This window comes from Bradyrhizobium sp. SZCCHNR1053 (assembly GCF_032381235.1).
Classification (GTDB): domain Bacteria; phylum Pseudomonadota; class Alphaproteobacteria; order Rhizobiales; family Xanthobacteraceae; genus Bradyrhizobium.
Window position 1 is genome coordinate 307,977 of record NZ_JAUHJM010000001.1, and the last position, 16,614, is coordinate 324,590.

At 65.1% G+C, this 16,614-nt stretch carries 16 protein-coding genes; 3 read left to right on the plus strand and 13 right to left on the minus strand.

From position 1 onward, the window contains the following. Positions 1-13 precede the first annotated feature (13 nt). Together QX051_RS01485 and QX051_RS01490 are read left to right on the plus strand one after the other, a co-directional pair. Positions 14-712 (plus strand): ribonuclease activity regulator RraA, encoded by a 699-nt coding sequence (locus QX051_RS01485; RefSeq protein WP_315737930.1) that lies wholly within the window; start codon positions 14-16, stop codon positions 710-712. Positions 713-760: 48 nt separating this feature from the next. Continuing rightward, on the plus strand, positions 761-1,168 hold the full coding sequence (locus QX051_RS01490; protein WP_315774747.1) for a cupin domain-containing protein: 408 nt from the start codon (positions 761-763) through the stop codon (positions 1,166-1,168). An 89-nt stretch (positions 1,169-1,257) separates the two neighbouring features. Here the strand turns inward: QX051_RS01490 and QX051_RS01495 are convergent, their stop codons facing one another. Together QX051_RS01495 and QX051_RS01500 are read right to left on the minus strand one after the other, a co-directional pair. Then, complete coding sequence (locus tag QX051_RS01495) at positions 1,258-2,112, minus strand: DUF2147 domain-containing protein (protein ID WP_315774748.1); 855 nt, start codon at positions 2,110-2,112, stop codon at positions 1,258-1,260. 91 nt (positions 2,113-2,203) lie between these two features. Then, a complete protein-coding gene (locus tag QX051_RS01500) occupies positions 2,204-2,680 on the minus strand; it encodes an Lrp/AsnC family transcriptional regulator (RefSeq protein ID WP_315774749.1) in 477 nt (158 codons plus the stop codon). A 145-nt stretch (positions 2,681-2,825) separates the two neighbouring features. On the opposite strand from QX051_RS01500, the gene QX051_RS01505 reads away from it, so the two are divergent. Further along, positions 2,826-3,845 carry a 1-aminocyclopropane-1-carboxylate deaminase gene (locus tag QX051_RS01505; RefSeq protein WP_315757464.1) on the plus strand — a complete coding sequence of 340 codons (1,020 nt, stop codon included), beginning with the start codon at positions 2,826-2,828 and terminating at the stop codon, positions 3,843-3,845. A 914-nt stretch (positions 3,846-4,759) separates the two neighbouring features. Here the strand turns inward: QX051_RS01505 and QX051_RS01510 are convergent. The 11 genes from QX051_RS01510 to QX051_RS01560 form a co-directional block, all read right to left on the minus strand. Continuing rightward, positions 4,760-5,134: a GNAT family N-acetyltransferase gene (locus tag QX051_RS01510; protein WP_315774750.1), complete on the minus strand. Its 375-nt coding sequence runs from the start codon at positions 5,132-5,134 to the stop codon at positions 4,760-4,762. Positions 5,135-5,203: 69 nt separating this feature from the next. Then, positions 5,204-8,377: an efflux RND transporter permease subunit gene (locus tag QX051_RS01515; protein WP_315774751.1), complete on the minus strand. Its 3,174-nt coding sequence runs from the start codon at positions 8,375-8,377 to the stop codon at positions 5,204-5,206. After that, entirely contained in the window at positions 8,374-9,798 is a 1,425-nt protein-coding gene (locus QX051_RS01520) for an efflux RND transporter periplasmic adaptor subunit (protein ID WP_315774752.1), read from the minus strand. The genes QX051_RS01515 and QX051_RS01520 overlap by 4 nt, the downstream gene beginning before the upstream one ends. Positions 9,799-9,874: 76 nt before the next feature. Next, a complete protein-coding gene (locus QX051_RS01525; protein ID WP_315774753.1) occupies positions 9,875-10,267 on the minus strand; it encodes a FixH family protein in 393 nt (130 codons plus the stop codon). Positions 10,268-10,357: 90 nt separating this feature from the next. Beyond that, the gene (locus QX051_RS01530; RefSeq protein ID WP_315774754.1) at positions 10,358-10,726 is read right to left on the minus strand and encodes a hypothetical protein; all 369 of its coding nucleotides are present in this window, start codon (positions 10,724-10,726) and stop codon (positions 10,358-10,360) included. Between the two features lie 275 nt (positions 10,727-11,001). Next, entirely contained in the window at positions 11,002-11,793 is a 792-nt protein-coding gene (locus QX051_RS01535) for a transporter substrate-binding domain-containing protein (protein ID WP_315774756.1), read from the minus strand. A gap of 176 nt (positions 11,794-11,969) precedes the next feature. Further along, positions 11,970-12,380 carry a hypothetical protein gene (locus QX051_RS01540; protein ID WP_315774757.1) on the minus strand — a complete coding sequence of 137 codons (411 nt, stop codon included), beginning with the start codon at positions 12,378-12,380 and terminating at the stop codon, positions 11,970-11,972. Positions 12,381-12,615: 235 nt separating this feature from the next. Further along, entirely contained in the window at positions 12,616-13,614 is a 999-nt protein-coding gene (locus QX051_RS01545; RefSeq protein WP_315774759.1) for a hydroxyacid dehydrogenase, read from the minus strand. A gap of 28 nt (positions 13,615-13,642) precedes the next feature. Further along, complete coding sequence (locus QX051_RS01550) at positions 13,643-14,743, minus strand: sn-glycerol-3-phosphate ABC transporter ATP-binding protein UgpC (protein WP_315774760.1); 1,101 nt, start codon at positions 14,741-14,743, stop codon at positions 13,643-13,645. Positions 14,744-14,762: 19 nt separating this feature from the next. Next, complete coding sequence (locus QX051_RS01555; RefSeq protein WP_315757471.1) at positions 14,763-15,674, minus strand: carbohydrate ABC transporter permease; 912 nt, start codon at positions 15,672-15,674, stop codon at positions 14,763-14,765. After that, entirely contained in the window at positions 15,674-16,609 is a 936-nt protein-coding gene (locus tag QX051_RS01560; RefSeq protein ID WP_315774761.1) for a sugar ABC transporter permease, read from the minus strand. Before QX051_RS01560 ends, QX051_RS01555 begins: the two co-directional genes overlap by 1 nt. Positions 16,610-16,614 lie beyond the last annotated feature (5 nt).

Sequence of the window (16,614 nt, forward strand, 5' to 3'; positions counted from 1 at the left end):
CGCCAGTCTCAAGATGTCCCTCACCCCCGAAGCCATCGCCACCCTGTCTCAAGTCACAACCGCGACCATCACGACGGTCTTGCTGAAGAAGGGGTTGCGCAATGTCTGGCTGCGCGGCGCCAAGCCGCTGCGCCCGGGACAGAAGCGGCTGGTCGGTCCCGCCTTCACGCTCCGCTTCGTGCCGGCGCGCGAGGATCTGGCGACGCCGGAATCCTGGTCGTCGCCGATCTCGACCCGCACCGCGATCGAGGCCATGCCCGAAGGCTGCATCGCCGTGGTCGATGCGATGGGCGTCAAGGACGCCGGCATCTTCGGCGACATCCTCTGTGCCCGCATGGTCAAGCGCGGCGTCACCGCGCTGATCACCGACGGCGTGGTGCGTGACCTCGAAGGCGTGCTCGGCACCGGGCTTCCGGTATGGTGCGACGGCTACGCTGCTCCGCCCTCGGTCGCCGGCCTGACCTTCGTCGGTTGGGGCGAGGCGATCGGCTGCGGCGGTGTGGCCGTGTTCCCGAACGACGTCGTCGTGGCCGACCAGGACGGTGCGGTGCTGATCCCGCAGGCGATGCTCGATCACGTGCTCGCCGAGGGCCCCGAGCAGGAACGCATGGAGGCCTGGATCGTCGACGAGGTGAACAAGGGCGCGGTGCTGCCGGGTCTCTATCCGATGAACGCAGAGACCAAGGCGCGTTACTCCGCGTCGAAGAAGTAGTTCACGGCCCCGATCAATCGACGGCACAGATTCAGGAAAGGTAGAACAATGGTCGAAGTCTATCTCGCGGGCTCTCGCCCCACCCGCCGCGCGGCGGCGGAAAGCTTTACGGGCACGGTCTGGCAGGATCCGATCATCACGCCACAGGCTCCGGCTCGCGTCGCCTCGGCGCGTGTCGCGTTCGAGCCGGGTGCTCGCACGGCCTGGCACACCCATCCCCTCGGGCAGACGCTCTATGTCATCCAGGGCGTCGGCCGCGTGCAGGCCAAGGGCGGGCCGGTGCGCGAGATCAAGGCCGGCGACGTCGTCTGGATTCCGCCGGGCGAGAAGCATTGGCATGGCGCCGCGCCGACCACCGGCATGGTCCACGTCGCGATGCATGAATCGCTCAATGGCGAGCACGTGACGTGGATGGAGCACGTCACCGACGAGGAATATGCCGCCCCGGTCGGCTGAGGCCGAGCAGCGCCCGAGATCAGTTCGAGCGCGCGGTCGCAAGGCCGCGCGCTTTTCATTTGAAAGAGCGTGGACCGCAGGCGCGGCGCTCAGTTCACCCGCGTCCAGGTCTGGCCACCGCAGAACATGCCGCCGAAGGCGCAGCCCTGCACGCGCAGACTGTCCATTCCCTTCAGCGCAATGGTCGAGTCGTAGGTGCTGCCACTGTTCGGATCGAAGATGCGGCCGGTCCACTTCTTTTCCTGCGTCTTGTCGCTCGGACGCATGTTGATCAGGATCTGCTCGCCGTTCTGGTTGGTCTTCGTATCCACGGCGTAGCCGCAGAGATTGGTGCCGCAGGGCTCGATGCGGATCTGGCCCTCCTTCTCCTCGGTCAACCAGATGCCGACCGGCGAGTTGGGATCGCGACCGGCGGTCTGCGCCGCAGCGGGCGGCGCGGCTGCGGTGGTCACGGCAGGCGTCTGGGCTGGGCGCGGTGGCGGCGGCGCGGCGGCAGGAGCCGGAGCCGCAGCAGGTGCCACAACGGCCGTCGCAGCGGCTGGCGGCGCAACCGGTGCCGCGGCGTTGGCGGCCGGGGCCGCTTGGACGGGAGCAGGCGCAACCGGCGGGGTCGCCGGTACGGCTGCCGTCGGAGCTGGTGCGGGAGGAACAGGGGCTGGGGCCGCGGCGGCCGGAACCTGCGGCTGCGGGGCCGGCGTAACGGCCGCCTCGGCTGGCGCCTGGGCCGGCTTGTCCGCGCCGGGCTGCGGCCTGGCCGCCGGATCCGGATCGCGCTTGGTGCGCTTGGTCTTCTTCTGCTCGGTATTGTCGTAGACCCCGGGGATCTGCACGGTGCCGCGGTCGGGATCGATGCGGATCGTCTTGCCGCCGTATTCGATGACGTACTGCGCCTCGGCGGCACTGCTGGCCAGAACCAAAGCCACAACAGCCAACAGCCTCTTCATCCGTGTCTCCGCGATGTCGGTTGCTGATGTGAGCGAGCTCACGCGCAGTTAAGTCGCTGATGCGGCGTCCCCGGTTCAATGCGCCACCTGCTCAGAAATCGAGCGGCGCATTGTCGACGACCTCCTTCATCACGAAGAACGTGCGCGTCTGGCGTACGCCGGGCAGCGAGATCAGTTGGTCGCCATGCATCCGATTGAAGTCGTGCATGTCGCGGACGCGGATCTTCAGGAAGAAGTCGAAATCGCCGGCCACGAGATGACAGTCGAGCACGAATTTCAGCTTTCGGATCGCGGCCTCGAAGGTGCGAAAGCTCTCGGGCGTCGAGCGGTCGAGCACGACGCCGACCAGCACCAGCGCGCTGCGCTCGACCTTCTCCGGCGCGATCTGCGCGCGCACGCTCCTGATGTAGCCGTCCTCGAACAGACGCTGGGTGCGGCGATGGCAGGTGGCCGGGCTGACATGGACGGCTGCGGCCAGGTCGGCATTGGTCATGCGGCCGTCCTTCTGCAGCAATTGCAGAATGCGCCGATCGACCCGGTCGAGATCCGGGGTGGAAGGTTCTTTCACATTTATCGTCATCTAAGGACGTATCTCTTGCCAAAGTCGAGCTTGGTGGACGTAAGCACGAAACATAGGAACGATAAAGAGAGCACCTTTCCCCGGCAATTTTGTATGTTTGGGGCGGCCCTTTCATCCACCCACGGAGAGACCCGTGCTTCGGCTCGACAAGTTCAAGAAGTATCCTCTGACCTTCGGTGCCACCCCGATCGAGCATCTGCCGCGGCTGACCGCGGCACTCGGCGGCAAGGTGCAGATCTACGCCAAGCGCGACGACTGCAATTCCGGCCTCGCGATGGGCGGCAACAAGCTGCGCAAGCTCGAATACATCGTGCCCGACGCGATCGAGTCGAACGCCGACACGCTGGTCTCGATCGGCGGCGTGCAGTCCAACCACACCCGCATGGTCGCCGCGACCGCTGCCAAGATCGGCATGAAGTGCGTCGTCGTCCAGGAGAGCTGGGTGCCGCACGAGGACGCCGTCTATGACCGCGTCGGCAACATCCTGATGACGCGCCTGATGGGCGCCGACAGCCGAATCGTGCCGGATGGATTCGACATCGGCATCCGCAAGAGCTGGGAGGATGCGATCCAGTCGGTGAAGGATGCCGGCGGCAAGCCCTACGGCATTCCGGCCGGCGCCTCCGTGCACAAGTTCGGCGGCCTTGGCTATGTCGGCTTCGCCGAGGAGGTGAGGGCGCAGGAAGCCGAGATGGGCATCAAGTTCGACTACATCATCGTCTGCGTCGTGACCGGCTCGACCCAGGCCGGCATGATCGTCGGCTTCGCCGCCGACGGCCGCGCCGACCGCGTCATCGGCATCGACGCCTCCGGCACGCCGGAGCAGACCCGCACCCAGGTGCGCCAGATCGTCGACAACACCGCCGAGCTCGTCGAGCTCGGCCGCAAGGTCCGCGACGACGAGATCGTGATCCTGAATGACTACGCCTATCCGGCCTATGGCGTGCCGAGCGCCGAGACCAACGAGGCCATCCGCCTCGCCGCCCGCACCGAGGCGATGATCACCGACCCGGTCTATGAGGGCAAGTCGATGCAGGGCATGATCGACCTGGTCAAGAAGGGCTACTTCCCGGAAGGATCGAAGGTGCTCTACGCCCATCTCGGCGGTGCTCCGGCGATCAACGGCTACAGCTACACGTACCGGAACGGGTGAGGGCGGTTTCGTCTTCCGCCGCCGCGTAGCGGTGGTCCGAGGTCCAACACCACATTCCGCTGTCGTCCCGGCCTTCGAGCCGGGACCCATAGCCGCCGGCGGTGCTGTTGTCGTCCTCTGCATCTCCGGCTGTGCCTCAAACTACGGCCTGTGAGTATGGGTCCCGGCTCAAGGCCGGGACGACACCGAATGTGTCGCGCGAGCGATCCACACATGACGTCGCCTTCTCGCGACGCGCCAGCGTCCGAGGGATCCATCAGTTCGCCCCTCTGAATGAAGAGGGTGCAGGGAATGCCGGGTGAGGGCCTCACCCATGGCCCGCCTGCAACAAGAAAAGCAGGCGGCAGTTACCACAGGATCAGCCGAACATCCGGCATTCCCTGCGCGACGGTCTTAACGCTTATACGCAGTCTCCCTGGTGCGCCGGGCTTGTTGGCCACCATGGCGACAATGCGCTTGCGCGCATTGCGCTGGACACCAGCATCGGGGTGTCAGGACGCTGCGATTTCACGTCCGCGCCGTGCCGTTCGTCCGCGTGCAAGCACGCTGCGGCAAAACGCGGCCATCGCCTCCCCACCTCGCGTGTCGTGACGATCGCGCGCAACGCCCCTCTCGTTGAGGTGGGATGGCGGCAGTCAATCATAGTTTCCGTAAAAACGAAAGATGAATATTTTTAGCGCAAGGACTGGACAGGGGTCTTCGCGTTGAAATGACTGCAGGACTTTGCGTTTTGCGTCCTGCTGGACATTCCATGTCAGGTTCCGGCTGCGGCCTCATCTCGGAATCCGCAGTATCCCAATGGAGACCCTGACCGCCGTCTTGTATAAGCCCCGCGATGATGCCCTCCGGAAACATCCACAGCAGCGAAATCATCGCACTATGCTACACTCACGCTACCACGAACGCCGTCGAGATCACGTTCTCATAGCGGCCGTCGATGCGGACGGCGTTGCGTTGCAGCCCTTCGGCTCGGAAGCCGACGTCCTTAAGGCGATCGCATTCATGTTCTCCTCGCGCACGGTCAGCTCGATGCGCGTGAGGCCGAAGGCAAGCGCGGCGTCCATCGTCCGTCGAATGAGAGCACGACCAATTCCGCGGCCGCGATGAGCTGGCAGCAGACCTATGCCGAGGGTGCCGCAATGGGCGTAATCACTCGGCAAGCACGTGTCCTGCGCCAGACGAGGGGAGGCAATGGCGCTGTCGGCGCAACGCAGGTCGCGCAGCTCCCCCAAGGCAGCATATTGGAAGACGGCTGTTCTCGCGTGCCACCGCGAGCGCGCGATCCGCAAGTCCCGTCGACGTGTCCAAGCGAGCCTGGCGGCAGGGCGATGACCTAACCTCCGTCTCGAAGCTTCGGCTCAAGCCGCCTCTGCCACCGGTTCCGATCCATCGCCAGAGGCGCCGCGCGCCGCTGTGCTGCCGGATGACAGGCCGCGTCCTTTCACCAGACCGAAAATGGCGGGGATCACGATCAGAGTGAGCAGAGTCGATGAGATCATGCCGCCGATCATGGGGACGGCGATGCGCTGCATGATCTCTGAGCCCGTACCATTGCTCCACATGATCGGAAGCAGACCCGCCATGATGGCGACCACGGTCATCATCTTCGGCCGGACGCGCTCGACGGCGCCCTCCATGATCGCGTCCTGGAGATCGCGCCGGGTCAAGGGCGCGCCCTCAGCGGCCCGCCTGGCTTTCATCTCGGCCAGCGCGTGGTCGAGATAGATCAGCATCACGACGCCGGTCTCAGCGGCCACGCCGGCGAGTGCAATGAAGCCGACCGCGACGGCGACCGATAGATTGAAGCCGAGCCACCACATCATCCAGATGCCGCCCACCAGCGCGAACGGCAGCGACAGCATCACGATCAGGGTCTCCGTCATGGCCCTGAAGTTCAGATAGAGCAGCAGGAAGATGATGGAGAGCGTCACGGGGACGACGATCTTGAGGCGGGCAGCGGCCCGCTGCAGATATTCGTACTGGCCGCTCCAGACCACGTAAGTGCCGGCTGGAAACTGGATGTTCTCGGTGACGGCGCGCTGCGCGTCGGCGACGTAGCTGCCGATGTCGCGATCGCGGATGTCGACATAGATGTAAGTTGCAAGCTGTCCGTTCTCGGTCCGGATCGAGGTGGGTCCCCGGACCGGCTCGATCCTGGCGACCTCGCCGAGCGGCACGGCGCCGCCGGCCGGCATCGGCACCAGGACATCGTCGGCGATGGCCTTCGGATTGTCGCGGAGATCGCGCGGATACCTCATGTTGACCGTGAAGCGCTGGCGGCCCTCCACCGTGGTGGTGACCGTCTGGCCGCCGAGAGCAGCCGCGATCGTATCCTGGACGTCCTGGACCAGCAGGCCGTAACGAGCGAGCGCCTCGCGGTCGGGTGTGATCTCGAGGTAGTAGCCGCCGATGCCGCGCTCGGCATAGGCCGAGGACGTTCCGGGGACGGTCTTGATGACCCGTTCGATCTGCTTTGCCAGACGATCGATCTCGGTCAAATCAGTGCCCATCACCTTCACGCCAATCGGCGTGCGGATGCCGGTCGAGAGCATGTCGATGCGGGCCTTGATCGGCATCGTCCAGGCGTTGGAAACGCCGGGGAATTGCAGCGCCTTGTCCATCTCGGCGATCAGGCTGTCGATCGTGACGCCAGGGCGCCATTGATCCCTCGGCGTGAGGTTGACGACCGTCTCGAACATCTCGATCGGCGCGGGATCGGTTGCGGTCGCCGCCCGCCCGGCCTTGCCGTAGACCGAAGCGACCTCCGGGAACGATTTGATGATGCGGTCCTGCATCTGCATCAGCTCCGCGGCCTTGGTCACGGAGATGCCGGGCAGGGTCGTGGGCATATAGAGCAGCGTGCCCTCGTTCAAGCTGGGCATGAACTCGGTGCCGAGCTGGCGCGCCGGCCAGATGGAGATGGCGAGCACCGCGACCGCGGCAAGGATTACGATCGTCTTGGCCCGCAACACGCCCTTGATGACGGGCCGGTAGATCCAGATCAGCAAGCGGTTGATGACGTTGCGGCGCTCGGGAATGATTCTGCCGCGCACGAAGATCACCATCAGCGCCGGCACCAGCGTGACCGACAGCAGCGCGGCCGCCGCCATCGCGAACGTCTTGGTGAAGGCGAGCGGGCTGAACAGCCGGCCTTCCTGCGACTCCAGCGTGAAGATCGGCATGAACGACACGGTGATGATCAGGAGGCTGAAGAACAGGGCAGGGCCGACCTCCGCGGCCGCGTCGATCAGGATTTGAACACGCGATTGGTCGGGCTTGGCCCGCTCGAGGTGCTTGTGGGCGTTCTCGATCATGACGATCGCGGCATCGACCATGGCGCCGATCGCAATCGCGATGCCGCCCAGGCTCATGATGTTCGAGCCGAGCCCAAGCAGTTTCATCGCGCCGAACGCCATGAGCACGCCGACCGGGAGCATCAGGATCGCGACCAGGGCGCTGCGGACGTGCAGCAGGAAGACGACGCAGACGAGGGCGACGACGATGCTCTCCTCGAGCAGGGTGTGCTTGAGCGTGGCTATGGCGGCATAGATCAGGTTCGAGCGGTCGTAGACCGGAACGATCTCGACCGATTTTGGCAGACTGCTCGCGATCTCGTGCAAGCGCTTCTTGACGTTCTCGATGACATCGAGCGCGTTGACGCCGAAGCGCTGCAGCACGATGCCGCTGGCGACTTCGCCCTCGCCGTTGAGCTCGGCAATGCCGCGCCGCTCGTCCGGACCGAGCTCGACGGTTGCGACGTCGCGCAGCAGCACCGGCGTGCCGCCGGACGTCTTCAGCACGATGCTGCCGAGGTCGTTTATATTCTTGATGTAGCCCTTGCCGCGGATGACGTATTCGAACTCCGAGAGCTCGACGGTGCGGCCGCCGACATCGGCATTGCTGGAACGGATCGCATCGCGGATCTTCTGCGTGCTGACGCCGCGATCGCGCATCCGCTGCGGATCGAGAACGACGTTGTACTGCTTGACGAAGCCGCCGATGCTCGCGACCTCGGCGACACCTTCCGCCTTGGCCAATGCGAATTTGAGGGTCCAGTCCTGGATCGTGCGGGCGTCGGCGAGGTTCAGCTCCTTCGACATGACGGCGTATTGATAGACCCAGCCGACGCCGGTGGCGTCGGGGCCGATCGTGGGTGCAATTCCCGCCGGCAGCCGCGACGCTGCGCTGTTCAGGAATTCCATCACGCGCGAGCGTGCCCAATAGATGTCGGTGCCGTCCTCGAAGATGACGTAGACGAACGAGACGCCGAAGAACGAGAAGCCGCGCACGACCTTCGACTTCGGCACCGTGAGCATGGCCGTGGTCAGCGGATAGGTGACCTGATCCTCGATCACCTGCGGTGCCTGACCGGGATATTCGGTGTAGACGATGACCTGTGTATCCGACAGATCGGGGATCGCGTCGAGCGGCAGATGAATGAGCGCGTAGAAGCCGGCGGCTGCGGCGAAGCCGGTGCCGAACAGGACCAGCAGGAGATTGCGCGCGGACCAGGCGATGATGCGGGCGATCATTTGTGCGCTCCCATCCCGGCGTGATCGGCGTTGGCGGGCTGCTGCTCAGCTGCTTCGGCAAAGCTCTTCAACGCGGCCTTGAGGTTGCTCTCGGCATCGATCAGGAAGTTGGCTGACGTGACGACCGCCTCGCCCTCCGACAGACCGTCCCGCACCTCGACATAGCCGGCGCCGTGGCGGCCGAGCTTGACGGCGCGCGGCTCGTAGCGGCCGTCGCCCTTGTCGATCAGGACCGCCTGGCGGCTGCCGGTGTCGAGCACGGCATCTGCCGGCACAGCCAGCACCGGCGCCGGGGCTGCGGTCTCGATCTCGGCATCGACATACATGTCAGGCAGCAGCGCGAGGTCCGGATTCGCGAGCTCGATCCGCACCCGCGCCGTCCGCGTGTCCTTGTTCACCTGGGGATAGATCACCGCGATCGCGCCAGCGAAGGTCCGCCCCGGGAAGCTGCGCGCGCGGATCATCACGGGCTGACCCACCGCGATGCTGCCGAGATCGCGTTCGGCGACGTCGACCAGGGCCCAGACCAGCGAGATGTCGGCGATGCGGAACAGTACGTCGCCCGGATTGGCCCGCATGCCTTCGATCGCATTGCGCTCGAGCACGATGCCGTCGCGCGGTGCCGACCATTGCACCGTCACGGGGGCGGTGTGCGACTTCTCCATGGCCGCGATGACCGGCTCCGGCACGTCCAGATTGGTCAGCCGCTGGCGCGAGCCGCGGCCATAGGCGGCATTGCCGCCGACGATGTTGGAATTGATGGTGGAGAGATATTCGGCGGCGGCCGCCGCGATCGCCGAGCTATAGATCTCCATCAGCGGCTGGCCCGCTCTGACGCGCGTGCCGGTCGTCACGTCGGCGACCTTCTGCACGAAGCTTTCGGCGCGCATCGCGATCACGGAGATGCGCCGCTCGTCGAGCTGGATGGTGCCCGGCGCCTTCACCGCGACGTGGAGCGTGCGCCGCTCGACCGGCGTTGACTTCACGCCGCTGCGCTGGATCTTGCCGGGCGACAGCTTCACCACGCCGTCGTCGGCCTCGTCGCCGTCGTAGACGGGAACGTAGTCCATTCCCATCGGGTCCTTCTTCGGAGTGGGAGACGTGTCCGGCAGGCCCATCGGATTGCGGTAGTAGAGAATCTTGCGTGAGGAGTCCGCCAGCTGCTTCGGCTTGGCCGGCTCCGGCGCCGCTTGATCGTCGTCATAGACGGGCAGATAGTCGTGCCCGCGATCGTCCTTCCTGGGGGTCGCCGACCAAGCGGGGGCACCGCTTGGGTCGCGATAGTACAGCGGCATCCGATCCGCCGCGGCGGCGGCAAGAGGGGCGCGAAACGACGGAGGCGTGGTCTGGATGGATACGAGCCCACCCAAGCCGAGGCCAGCACCGACCGCAATGGTCGCGAGCAGACGCAACGTGTTCATGGCATCACCGTGAGGCGCGCTGGGCGCGCGCTATCCGTTGGGAGACTGGGGCGCTCGTCGGGAGCGCCCCGCGAGCTCACTTCGTCGCCTTGACGATGACCTTGCCGGTGACCGTCTCAGGCTCGCCCTGCACCTTGGCGGACAGCGTGACTTGGTAGCGCCCGGCCATCGGCAGGTCGGTCTTGAAGGCGTAGACGCCCGGTTCCTTCGACGGCAGCGGCGCCACGTCCGACACCATGTCGGCCATCCCGTCGGGAGCCATGTCGACGCGCGTCTTGAAGATGACCGCGTCGGCGACCGGCTTGCCGGTCTGCTTGTTGGTGAGACGAATGGCGACCGTGACATCGTCGCCCTTCTTTATCTCTGGAGTGACCGGTTCGAACGTGTAGTCAGTCGCGCCTGCCAGGGCGGCTGGTGTGGCAAGCGAAAGGGTGGCGGCGAACGCCGCGATGCTGAGTCTGGAAAGCATGGTCCTGTCCTCATGAATGGATCTCGGCCGTGGCGCCGATGGCGCGCACGTCAGCGGTCGGCGCGCAGGCATGCGCGCGTCGGTACGAGATCAGACTCGAGGAGGCCGGAAAGGAGGACTGCCGCTATCGAAGGAGGCCACCTGGTCGGCGGGAAGTGCCAGCGTGGTCGCCGCGATGGCGAGTGGAGCGACGACGATGGTCCTGATATCGCCGAGCGCAACCGCTCCGCCGGCGCAGCAGAAACCCATCCCACATTTGTCGCCGTGTGATGGGGAACTCGTCCCCTTCATGTCGTCAGGACAGCACTCGTCCATCGACATGTCGGCGCCATCGCCCATGGCCATGCTTGCCTGCATGTCGTTCGACGACATTGCGACCGCCGCCGTCGATGCGCCAATCGGCAGCATCGCCAGCGAGAGGGCGATCGCGAACGCCAGGATGGTCCGAACAAGCCGCATCAGGATCCGAGTTTGCCTTGGCCGCAGCATACCCTACTGCGCTTCTGGAGGCAGTCCTTGAGACGGGTCAAACTGCGCCATCGCGGACGCGATGGCTGCCAGGGTCGACGACATCGACCACGATATACCCCCATGGGGTAGATTCCGCAAGCCGGGGTGAATGCCCGGGCGAGCCGGGCATGACGACCGAAGGTCTCGTGAATTCCTGCCACTCCGGCGCGCGCCGGGTTTGAAGCGATGGTTCCGGCAGGAGTCGCGCGGGGCAAATGCCGACGTCAATCAAACCAATTCTTGTAGACGGCCTGATAGCTGCCGTTCTCGGTCGAGATGTGGAGCCACTGGTCCACGAACGCCTTCAGCGCCATGTCGCGCTGCAGCCAGTAGGCCTTCTCGGAGAAGTCGAACGGCTTCTCCGGGTGGACGGCGCAGAGCACGCCGGGATGCAGCTTCTGCTGATAGCGCGTCTCCGACGCGTCCGTCATCATCAGGTCGGCGTCGCCCTTGGCGATCTCGTCGAAGATGGTGACGTTGTCGGTGTGGACGCGGATGTCGGCGGCTTTGACGTTGGCGCGGGCGAAGCGCTCATTGGTGCCGCCGGGGTTGACGACGACGCGGGTGCCCGGTCTGTCGATATCGGCCAGCGTCTGGTATTTCGACGTGTCCGAGCAGCGAGCGATCGGCGTCTTGCCCTCGCGCATGATCGCGGTCGAGAAGTAGCCCTTCTTCTGGCGGTCGAGCGTGATCGACACGCCGCCCATGGCGACGTCGAACTTGTCGGCCTCGAAATCCTTCATCAGTTGCGGCCAACTGGTCGGCACGAACTCGACCTTGACACCGAGCGCCTTGCCGAGCGACTCGGCCATGTCGACGTCGAAACCGGAGAATTTGCCGGTGGCCTTGTCGAGATAGGTGAAGGGCTTGTAGTCGCCGGTCATGCCGACCCGCAAGCTACCGCGCTGCATGATCTCGTCGAGGCGCGAGGCCTGCTCGGCGGCCGCCGGGACGGCAAGGCTGCAGACGAGGACGAGCCCAGTCAGAACGGACAGCGGACGATCGAAGAACCCCATGATGCGACACCTCGGCTTGAGTGGGACGAGGTTCTTCTTATACGAAGCGGTGTCGCGGGACGAGGGGCAGAGGCGGCTGTCGTACCGTTCGGAGCGGCTCACGGCCGCCGCCGGCGGTCGATGCTGGTCCACCAGGCGATGCCGCGCATCATTCAACGATGCGGAGCGACCGAGCGCTAGGTCCGGCCGGGTCCTACCGGAGCAAACGCACCCTTGCCGGTCATCTCGTTCTTCAGCGCCTCGAAGCGCTCTGCCGCCTCGTGCGCACGGGTGTCGACCATGTCGATGGCGGCTTCGGCCGTCATCGGGCCGCTGCTGACGGCGATCGAGGTCGGCCCGACGGTCTCGTCGACGTAGTAACCGTCTTCGCCGCGCCGCGCGGTCCAGCGGAAGCGGATTGCAGAGATCGGGCCGGGCCCGATCTTGGTGTAGCCGTCGGCCTGATCGAACGAGACCACTGTGCCTGCGGCCTTCTTGGCGGGAGAGTTGGGAGCAGGCGCGGCCGCCCGGTCGTCACGCTTCGCAGACTCCGGCTTGTCGAGGATGCTCGCTATCGTTGCGAGCGCGTGCTCCGTCGCAACACTCATGATCGCCTCTGTTCCTACTGACGCGCGCAAACGCCGACGCCAATAGCTATAGTTGTAGCGAAATCTGGGCGAGATGCAACAATGCGTTCAAAATTGGGCGACAAAGCGGTGGACGAATATCCCGAGGAGTGCAGGAGGGCCCGTGCTCCAAAGGTGGATGGCCGGGACGGAGCCCGGCCATGACCATTCACGTACTGAGCAGATCTATCAGCGCGAGTCGGCGCCAGCCCGCGACTCAGAGCACGTCCTGATTGATCACGTTCTGCCGAATCGGATCGCCGTCGAGCACACTCAGGATGTTGCGCGCGGTCTGCTCGCTCATGCGGTCGACGGCCTCGCGGGTGACGCCGGCGACGTGCGGCGCCATGATCACGTTGGGCAGCGCATGCAGCGCGTGGCCGACCGGCGGCGGCTCCTGCTCGAACACGTCGAGGCCGGCGCCGGCGAGGCGGCCGGACACCAGCGCGTCGTACAGCGCTGCCTCGTCGATCAGGCCACCGCGCGCGGTGTTGATCAGATAGGCGGAAGGCTTCATCAGCCGCAGACGCGCTGCATTGAACAGGCCGATGGTCTCCGGCGTCTTCGGGCAGTGGATGCTGACGAAATCGGCGCGCGGCAGCGCGGCGTCGAGGTCGGTCACCGGCTCGCAGCCGGCGGCGGTGATGTCGGCGGCCGGCTTGTAGGGGTCGTAGACCAGGACCTGCATCTCCATCGCCAGGCAGCGCTTGGCGGTGCGGGTGCCGATGCGGCCGAAGCCGATGATCAGCACGGTCTTGCCGTACAGATCGAACGGCAGCACACCGAGCCGCGCGCCCCAGGTGCCGTCCCTGACCATCGCATGCATCTCGTTGGCGCGCTTGGCCAGCGTCAGCATCATGAACAGCGCTTGCTCGGCGACCGACGGCGAATTCGCGGTGCCCGCGACCATCAAGGGCACCTTGTGGCGGCTCAGCGCCGGCACGTCGACCGCGTCGAAGCCGACGCCGATCCGGGTCACGACCTTCATGTCGCCGGCAGCGACGAGCTCCGGCTCGCCGAACCGGGTCGCACCGAGGGCGACGCCATGCACCGGGGCATGGGAGGTGAGCAGCGCAGAAAAGTCCGCCGCCGAGATCATGTTGGGGAACTCGATCATCTCGACGTCGTCGCGCGCCGCGAGTAGCGCGCGTCCCTTGGCCGAGAAGGATTCCGTGACGAGGATCTTGTTCTTGTTGGTTGCCGTCCTGGTGGTCATATCCTGCCCTTGAAGCTTCTTGTGCTCGTCAGATCACGAGCCCGGTCGCCTCGTTTAGCAGGTGCATGTTGTTGAGGTCCATTGCCAAGCGCAGAGGGCTGCCATCCCGCGCGCCGGCGTTGGGGTTCACCCGCCCGCAGACCGGCGTCTCGTTGAGGGTGAAGTAGACCAGCGTCTCCATGCCCATTGGCTCGGTGACGTCGAGCAGCGCCTCGAACGGCTCAATCCCAGGCTCTGCATGCGGCTTGGTCTCGGTGATGTGCTCCGGCCTGATGCCGAGCAGCAGCGGCTCATTTCGCGACACGGATTGATAGCGCGCGGCGCGCGCCGGCGGCAGCGGAAAGGCGATGCGGTCGGTGAGGCGGATGTGGAGCCGGCCATTGGCCTCCTCGAGCCGGCACGGCACGAAGTTCATCGCGGGCGAGCCGATGAAGCCGGCGACGAAGCGTGTCGCCGGATTGTGGTACAGCTCGTTCGGCGTGCCGATCTGCTCGATGCGGCCCTTGTTCATGACCACGACACGGTCGGCCAGGGTCATCGCCTCGACCTGGTCGTGGGTGACGTAGACCGTCGTGGTGCGGACCTTCTGGTGCACCTTCTTGATCTCGATGCGCATCTGCACGCGCAGCTTGGCGTCGAGGTTTGACAGCGGCTCGTCGAACAGGAAGACCTTGGGATTGCGCACGATCGCGCGGCCCATCGCCACGCGCTGGCGCTGGCCGCCGGAGAGCTGCTTGGGCTTGCGGTCGACGAGGTCGGCGATATCCAGCATGCGCGCGGCCTCCGCCACGCGGCTCTTGATCTCGGCCTTCGGATAGTGCTTCAGACGCAGCCCGAACGACATGTTCTCGGCCACCGTCATGTGCGGGTAGAGCGCGTAGTTCTGGAACACCATCGCGATGTCGCGGTCCTTCGGGGGGACGTCGTTGACGACGTCGCCGCCGATGGTGATGTCTCCGTCGGAGATGTCCTCGAGCCCTGCGATCATCCGCAATGTCGTCGACTTGCCGCAGCCGGACGGGCCGACCAGCACGACGAACTCGTGGTCGGCGATATCGAGATCGATGCCCCTGACCGCCTCGACGTCGTCATAACGCTTCACGACCTTGCGCAAGCTCACTTCAGCCATGTGTGGTCAACCCCCGTCATCAGCCCTTGGTCGCGCCGGCCGTGAGTCCGGCAATGTAATAGTCCATCAGGAACGCGTAGATGATCAGCGGCGGCGCCGCGCCAAGCAGCGCGCCGGTCATGATCTGTCCCCAGTTGAAGACGTCGCCCTTGATCAGGCTCGTGACGATGCCGACCGGCAGCACCAGTTGGTCGGTCGAGGTCGTGAACACCAGCGGATACAGGAACTGCGCCCAGGAGACGGTGAAGGCAAAGATCGTCGCGGCGATCAGGCCGGGCAGGGCGACGGGAATGAAGATCCGCGTCAGCGTCTGCAGCCAGGAGGCGCCGTCGATGATGGCGGCTTCGTCGAGCTCCTTCGGGATCGACGCGAAATAGCCGATCATGATCCAGGTGCAGAACGGCACCGTCAGCGTCGGATAGATGAACAGCAGCACGTACCAGCGGTTGATCAGCTGGATGCCCGTGACGTCGCCGATCAGCGCGAACATCTTGAACAGCGGGATGAACAGCAGGCTGTCCGGAATCAGGTAAGTCAGGAACACGCCGGTCGCGAGCGTGGCCGAGCCCCAGAATTTCATCCGCGACAGCGCGAACGCCGCGGGGATGCTGATCAGCATGGTGATGATCACGACGACGATCGAGACCATGGCCGAGTTGAAGAAGAAGCGCATGAACTGGTTCGAGGTCAGCAGCTCGAGATAGTTCTCCAGCGTCGGGTGGAACACCCACCACGGATTGGTCGCCGCGGAGATCTCCGCGCTGCCCTTCAACGAGGTGATCAGCATGTAGAGCGGCGGCACCAGCGAGAAGATCGCGAACAGCGTCAGGAAGAAATACGACCAGCGCAGCGCCCAGGCGCGGTCGCGGCTCATCGAGCCATATTTGACGGCACGGGTCGGGCCGGCCTTGTCGATCGTGACGGTGCTCATCAGGATTCGTTCCCCCGCTTGTTGACGTCGCGCAGGATGAAGATGGCGGCCACCGCCAGGATCGGCACCATGAACAGCGAGACGCTGGCGCCGAGCGGAATGTCGCTGCCCTCGATGCCGACGCGGAACGCCCAGGTCGCGAAGATGTGCGTCTTGTCGAGCGGGCCGCCGGCGGTGAGGATGCGGACGATGTCGAAATTGGCGAACGTCACGATCAGCGAGAACAGCGTCGTGATGGCGATGATGTTGCGCATCATCGGCAGCGTCACGTACCAGATGCGCTGCCACCAATTGGCGCCGTCGATCGCCGCGGCTTCATAGAGCTGCTCGGGAACCGATTTCAGCGATGCCAGGTACATGATCATGAAGAACGGCGCGCCGTACCAGATGTTGACCAGGATCACCGAGAATCGCGCCCAGGCGGCGTCGCCGGTCCACGGGATCGGGCCGATGCCGAAGAAGGCGAGCGTGTAGTTGAAGGCGCTGTAGGACGGGTCGAACAGCCACAGCCACGCGAGCGTGCTCATCGCCGGCGGGATCACCCAGGGTACCAGCAGCATGCCGCGCCATTTGCGCTGCCCCTTGGCGGGGATGTTGTGGACAAAATGCGCGACGATGAAGCCGATCAGCGCCTTGAACACGACGGCGGTGATCGCGAAGATGCAGGACTGCTTGACGACCAGCCAGAACGTGTCGCGCTTGAACAGGAACTCGAAATTGCCGAAACCGACGAAGCGCTGCATCGACTTGTTCAGCGTCGCCAGATGCACCGAATACAGGGCGGGATAGACGACGAGGAGCAGGATCAGCAGGATCAGCGGCAGCGTCATCAGGAAAGCGGCGGTCGATTTCCGCTTCAACGCCCTGTGCAGACCATTGCGGCGGGCCGCGCGAGGGCGGGCGACGGCGTTTTCACCGATGGCGGCATCAACCATGAAAA

Bases quoted from the DNA above. Each gene is read 5' to 3' on its own strand.
- QX051_RS01515 (WP_315774751.1), bottom strand. From the start codon at position 8,377: ATGATCGCCCGCATCATCGCCTGGTCCGCGCGCAATCTCCTGCTGGTC.
- QX051_RS01560 (WP_315774761.1), bottom strand. From the start codon at position 16,609: ATGGTTGATGCCGCCATCGGTGAAAACGCCGTCGCCCGCCCTCGCGCG.
- QX051_RS01555 (WP_315757471.1), bottom strand. From the start codon at position 15,674: ATGAGCACCGTCACGATCGACAAGGCCGGCCCGACCCGTGCCGTCAAA.
- QX051_RS01545 (WP_315774759.1), bottom strand. From the start codon at position 13,614: ATGACCACCAGGACGGCAACCAACAAGAACAAGATCCTCGTCACGGAA.
- QX051_RS01490 (WP_315774747.1), top strand. From the start codon at position 761: ATGGTCGAAGTCTATCTCGCGGGCTCTCGCCCCACCCGCCGCGCGGCG.
- QX051_RS01535 (WP_315774756.1), bottom strand. From the start codon at position 11,793: ATGGGGTTCTTCGATCGTCCGCTGTCCGTTCTGACTGGGCTCGTCCTC.
- QX051_RS01485 (WP_315737930.1), top strand. From the start codon at position 14: ATGTCCCTCACCCCCGAAGCCATCGCCACCCTGTCTCAAGTCACAACC.
- QX051_RS01550 (WP_315774760.1), bottom strand. From the start codon at position 14,743: ATGGCTGAAGTGAGCTTGCGCAAGGTCGTGAAGCGTTATGACGACGTC.
- QX051_RS01520 (WP_315774752.1), bottom strand. From the start codon at position 9,798: ATGAACACGTTGCGTCTGCTCGCGACCATTGCGGTCGGTGCTGGCCTC.
- QX051_RS01495 (WP_315774748.1), bottom strand. From the start codon at position 2,112: ATGAAGAGGCTGTTGGCTGTTGTGGCTTTGGTTCTGGCCAGCAGTGCC.
- QX051_RS01525 (WP_315774753.1), bottom strand. From the start codon at position 10,267: ATGCTTTCCAGACTCAGCATCGCGGCGTTCGCCGCCACCCTTTCGCTT.
- QX051_RS01540 (WP_315774757.1), bottom strand. From the start codon at position 12,380: ATGAGTGTTGCGACGGAGCACGCGCTCGCAACGATAGCGAGCATCCTC.
- QX051_RS01530 (WP_315774754.1), bottom strand. From the start codon at position 10,726: ATGCGGCTTGTTCGGACCATCCTGGCGTTCGCGATCGCCCTCTCGCTG.